Genomic DNA, 5,560 nt, shown 5'->3' with positions numbered 1-5,560 from the left:
CACCAAAGTCTACTTTTCAGTGTTTTCTGACCCGACTGCAGAAAACCCTTGGTACGGGTTGCGTGCAATGCGCAATCGTCCGCCAACGCTGGTAGTGGCCAGCCGCCAAGACCGTTGAGAGAGTGCAACAGCTCGCTCAACAATCAGTTCTGAAAGATCAAGCCCGGAGATCTCATGGCCTATTCATACACCGAACGCAAGCGAATCCGCAAAAGTTTCGGCAGCCGCGAAAGCGTGCTCGAAGTTCCATACCTGCTGCAAATGCAAAAAGACGCTTACACGTCCTTCTTGCAAGCCGGTGTGGTTTCATCCAAACGTACGCACGAAGGCCTGCAAGCTGCCTTTGAATCGGCCTTCCCGATCGTGTCTCACAATGGCTTTGTGGAGATGAAATTCGTCGAGTACAACCTGGCCAAGCCAGCGTTCGACGTTCGTGAGTGCCAGACCCGTGGGCTGACATTCTCTTCGGCTGTGCGCGCACGCGTACAACTCATCATTTACGACCGCGATTCCTCGACCTCACAAAACAAGGTGGTCAAGGAAGTGAAAGAGCAAGAAGTCTACATGGGCGAAGTGCCCTTGATGACCCACAAAGGCTCTTTCATCATCAACGGCACCGAGCGCGTGATCGTGTCTCAGTTGCACCGTTCGCCAGGCGTTTTCTTCGAGCATGACAAGGGCAAGACCCACAGCTCGGGCAAATTGCTGTTCAGCGCACGCATCATCCCTTACCGCGGCTCTTGGCTCGACTTCGAATTCGACCCCAAAGACATCTTGTATTTCCGTGTCGATCGTCGCCGCAAGATGCCCGTCTCGATTCTGCTCAAAGCCATTGGCCTGAACCCCGAGTCGATCCTGGCGAACTTCTTCGTGAACGACAATTTCCGCCTGATGGACAGTGGCGCACAAATGGAATTTGTGGCCGAGCGTCTGCGCGGCGAGGTGGCCCGTTTTGACATCACCGACAAGTCCGGCAAAGTCGTGGTGGCCAAGGACAAGCGCATCACCGTGCGCCACACCCGCGAGTTGGAGCAATCTGGCACCACGCACATCAGCGTGCCTGAGGACTACCTGTTGGGTCGCGTGGTGGCACGCAGCATTGTGGAAGCCGATACAGGCGAGATCATTGCCAAGGCCAACGAAGAGTTGACCGAAACCTTGTTGAAAAAGCTGCGCACTTCGGGCATCCAAGATTTGCCTTGCATCTATACGAACGAATTGGACCAGGGTGCGTACATCTCGCAAACCCTGCGCATCGACGAGACCGTGGACGAATTCGCCGCACGCGTGGCCATCTACCGCATGATGCGCCCAGGCGAGCCGCCAACCGAAGACGCGGTGCAAGCCTTGTTCCAGCGCTTGTTCTACAACCCCGACACCTACGATTTGTCGCGCGTGGGTCGCATGAAGTTCAACGCCCGTGTCGGTCGCAGTGAATCCACTGGCCCCATGGTGTTGACCAACGAAGACATCTTGGCCGTGGTCAAGATCTTGGTCGACTTGCGCAACGGCAATGGCGAAGTCGATGACATCGACCACTTGGGTAACCGCCGCGTGCGTTGCGTGGGTGAGTTGGCCGAGAACCAATACCGTACCGGCTTGGCGCGTATCGAAAAAGCCGTGAAAGAGCGTTTGGGCCAGGCCGAGCAAGAGCCGCTCATGCCGCACGACCTGATCAACTCCAAGCCGATTTCTGCGGCCTTGAAAGAGTTCTTCGGTGCATCGCAGTTGTCGCAGTTCATGGACCAGACCAACCCGCTGGCCGAGATCACCCACAAGCGCCGTGTTTCGGCCCTTGGCCCTGGTGGTTTGACCCGAGAGCGTGCTGGCTTCGAAGTGCGTGACGTGCACGTGACCCATTACGGTCGTGTTTGCCCGATCGAGACACCTGAAGGTCCAAACATTGGCTTGATCAACTCGTTGGCTTTGTACGCCCGCCTGAACGAGTACGGTTTCATCGAAACCCCGTACCGCCGTGTGGTCGAAGGCAAAGTGACAATGGACATCGATTATCTGTCGGCCATCGAAGAAGGCAAATATGTCATCGCCCAGGCCAATGCCACATTGGACAAAGACGGCAAGCTGACCGGTGACTTGGTATCTGCCCGTGAAAAGGGTGAATCCATTTTGTGTGGTGCCGAGCGCATTCAGTACATGGACGTGTCTCCAGCGCAGATCGTGTCGGTAGCGGCCTCTTTGGTGCCGTTCTTGGAGCACGATGACGCCAACCGCGCTTTGATGGGTGCCAACATGTCGCGTCAGGCCGTGCCTGTGCTGCGCCCTGAAAAGCCCATGGTCGGTACCGGTATCGAGCGCGTCGCAGCGGTCGACTCGGGCACCGTGGTGACCGCCACCCGTGGCGGTATCGTGGACTACGTTGACGCGACCCGCATCGTGATCCGCGTGAACGACGCAGAAGCTTTGGCCGGCGAAGTGGGTGTGGACATCTACAACCTGATCAAGTACCAGCGTTCCAACCAGAACACCAACATCCACCAGCGTCCCATCGTTAAGCGTGGCGACAAGCTGGCCAAGGGTGACGTGATCGCCGACGGCGCATCCACCGACCTGGGCGAAATCGCCATCGGTCAGAACATGCTGATCGCCTTCATGCCCTGGAACGGCTACAACTTCGAAGATTCGATCTTGATCTCTGAGCGTGTGGTGTCAGAAGACCGCTACACCTCGATCCACATCGAAGAACTCGTGGTCATGGCCCGCGACACCAAGTTGGGTGCCGAAGAAATTTCGCGCGACATCCCCAACCTGTCCGAGCAACAACTGGGCCGTTTGGACGATTCCGGCATCATCTACGTGGGCGCAGAAGTGCAACCCGGTGATGTGTTGGTGGGCAAGGTCACACCCAAGGGCGAGACCACCCTCACGCCTGAAGAAAAATTGCTGCGCGCCATCTTCGGCGAAAAAGCCAGCGATGTGAAAGACACTTCGCTGCGCGTGGATCAGGGTTCACAAGGCACTGTGATCGACGTGCAGGTCTTCACCCGTGAAGGCATCGTGCGCGACAAGCGCGCCCAGCAGATCATCGACGACGAACTCAAGCGTTTCCGCCTGGATCTGAACGACCAGCTGCGCATTGTGGAAGCCGACGCGTTTGACCGTATCGAGAAGTTGCTGGTGGGCCGCGTGGCCAACGGTGGCCCGCAAAAGCTGGCCAAAGGCACCAAGCTCGACAAGGCGTACATGGAATCCGTGGACAAGTTCCATTGGTTCGATATTCGCCCGGCTGAAGACGACGTAGCCATGCAACTCGAGTCCATCAAGAACTCGCTGGAGCAAACCCGTCACAGTTTCGACTTGTCTTTTGAAGAAAAGCGCAAGAAGCTCACCCAGGGCGATGAATTGCCAGCGGGCGTGCTCAAGATGGTCAAGGTCTATCTGGCCGTCAAGCGCCGCTTGCAGCCTGGTGACAAGATGGCCGGTCGCCACGGCAACAAGGGTGTGGTCTCCAAGATCGTGCCCGTCGAAGACATGCCTTTCATGGCCGACGGCACACCCGCCGATATCGTGTTGAACCCCTTGGGCGTTCCCTCACGTATGAACGTGGGTCAGGTGTTGGAAGTCCACTTGGGCTGGGCCGGCAAAGGCATTGGCCAACGCATTGGCAACATGCTGCAAGCCGAAACGCAACGCATGGAAAAGATTGCCGACCTGCGCAAGCTGTTCGAGCAGCTCTACAACAGCATGGGCCGCAAGGAAGACTTGTCGCAGCTGAGCGATGACGAAGTGTTGGACATGGCTAGCAACCTGAAAGAGGGTTTCCCATTCGCCACGCCCGTGTTCGACGGAGCTGCTGAAGAAGAAATTCGCGCCATGTTGCATTTGGCTTACCCGGAAGACTTGGCCAAAGCCAAGGGTCTGACAGCCACACGCACACAAGCGAATTTGTTTGACGGGCGCACAGGCGATGCTTTCGACCGTCCGACCACCATTGGCTACATGCACTTCTTGAAGCTGCACCACTTGGTGGACGACAAGATGCACGCCCGCTCAACCGGTCCTTACAGCTTGGTCACGCAGCAGCCGCTGGGTGGTAAAGCCCAGTTCGGTGGTCAGCGTTTCGGTGAGATGGAAGTGTGGGCCTTGGAAGCGTATGGCGCCTCTTACGTTCTGCAAGAGATGCTCACCGTGAAGTCAGATGACGTGCAAGGCCGTACCAAGGTGTACGAGAGCATCGTCAAGGGCGAACACTCCATCGAGGCGGGCATGCCCGAATCGTTCAACGTGCTGGTCAAGGAAATCCGTTCGCTGGGCCTTGATATCGAGCTCGAGCGTTCTTAATTCACAGGCAAAGGATTTAAACCATGAAATCACTACTCGACCTGTTCAAGCAGTTCACGCCCGATGACCACTTCGATGCCATCCGCATCGGCCTGGCATCGCCCGAGAAGATCCGTTCGTGGTCTTTCGGTGAAGTGAAAAAGCCGGAAACCATCAACTACCGCACCTTCAAGCCCGAACGCGATGGTCTGTTTTGCGCCAAAATTTTTGGCCCCATTAAAGACTACGAATGCTTGTGCGGCAAGTACAAGCGTCTTAAGCACCGCGGCGTGATCTGCGAAAAGTGCGGCGTTGAAGTCACACAAACCAAAGTGCGTCGCGAGCGCATGGGCCACATCGATCTGGCCGCGCCTTGCGCCCACATCTGGTTCTTGAAGTCATTGCCATCGCGTTTGGGCTTGGTGCTCGACATGACACTGCGCGACATCGAACGCGTGCTGTACTTTGAAGCCTATGTGGTGACCGATCCCGGCATGACCCCGCTGAAAAAGTTCGGCATCATGACCGAAGACGATTACGACGCCAAAGTCACCGAATACGGTGACGAGTTCGTGGCCAAGATGGGTGCCGAAGGCATCAAAGAATTGCTGCAGAGCATTGACATCGAAAGTGAAATCGAGCGCCTGCGTGGTGACTTGACCGGCTCCGAGCTCAAGGTCAAGAAAAATTCCAAGCGCTTGAAAGTGCTGGAAGCCTTCAAGAAATCGGGCATCAAGCCCGAGTGGATGGTGCTCGAAGTGCTGCCCGTGCTGCCACCGGACCTGCGTCCGCTGGTGCCACTGGATGGCGGCCGCTTCGCGACCTCTGACCTGAACGACCTGTACCGCCGCGTCATCAACCGCAACAGCCGTCTGCGCCGTTTGCTGGAACTGAAAGCACCTGAAATCATTGCCCGCAACGAAAAGCGGATGCTGCAAGAAGCCGTGGACAGCTTGCTGGACAACGGCCGCCGTGGCAAGGCCATGACTGGCGCCAACAAGCGCGCGCTGAAGTCTTTGGCCGACATGATCAAAGGCAAGAGCGGTCGTTTCCGTCAGAACTTGCTGGGCAAGCGCGTCGACTACTCCGGCCGTTCTGTGATCACCGTGGGCCCAACACTCAAACTGCACCAGTGCGGCTTACCCAAGTTGATGGCCATTGAGTTGTTCAAGCCCTTCATCTTTGCGCGTCTCGAAGCCATGGGCATCGCGACCACCATCAAGGCCGCCAAGAAAGAAGTTGAAGCCGGCACGCCAGTGGTCTGGGACATCTTGGAAGAGGT

General features: G+C 56.9%; 1 protein-coding gene and 1 pseudogene. Both read left to right on the top strand.

What is annotated here, in order from left to right:
• Positions 1 to 174: 174 nt before the first annotated feature.
• Positions 175 to 4,299, top strand: coding sequence for a DNA-directed RNA polymerase subunit beta (gene rpoB / locus Q0341_RS03360; protein WP_299510552.1), 4,125 nt, complete (start codon positions 175 to 177; stop codon positions 4,297 to 4,299).
• Positions 4,300 to 4,322: 23 nt separating this feature from the next.
• Positions 4,323 to 5,560, top strand: a pseudogene (locus Q0341_RS03355) (DNA-directed RNA polymerase subunit beta'); the annotation flags it as partial.

The sequence above is a fragment of the uncultured Limnohabitans sp. genome, assembly GCF_937889215.1.
In the GTDB taxonomy this organism is placed as follows: domain Bacteria; phylum Pseudomonadota; class Gammaproteobacteria; order Burkholderiales; family Burkholderiaceae_C; genus Limnohabitans_A.
This window is presented reverse-complemented; position numbering and strand designations above follow the sequence as displayed.